This is a genomic window from Bradyrhizobium sp. Crot121 (assembly GCF_059512385.1).
The window spans coordinates 1-385 of sequence record NZ_JCAMOR010000455.1; the positions used below are offsets into that span (position 1 = coordinate 1).

Here is a 385-nt window from a genome sequence, read left to right on the forward strand (position 1 = left end):
AGGTGCTTCTCGGCCATGTCGCGACAATCGAAGCGCTGACAGGCACGATCGAGGCCGATCCTTCGCGCTCGCCGCAGGAGATCGCGGCAAGGCTCTCCGCGCAGGTGGCACTGCTCATGGAAGGAACAGGCGCACTCGATCGTGACCGGCTGCATGCCGAAGCAGCGCTGCTTGCTACGAAGGCGGATCTGCGCGAAGAGATCGATCGGCTGAAGGCGCATGTCGCCGCCGCCCGCGATCTCGTGACAAAAGGTGGCCCGGTTGGCCGAAAGCTCGATTTCCTTGCACAAGAATTTAACCGGGAATCGAATACTATCTGCTCCAAATCGAACGCTTCGGCCGTCACCGCAGCCGGCATCGAGCTGAAAGTGGTGATCGATCAGTT

At 60.5% G+C, this 385-nt stretch carries 1 protein-coding gene; it reads left to right on the forward strand.

The window, feature by feature from the left end; translation table 11 throughout:
* The coding region (locus tag AC5ZGW_RS47455; protein ID WP_496114315.1) for an endoribonuclease YicC domain-containing protein at positions 1–385 on the forward strand (385 nt) is incomplete at both ends.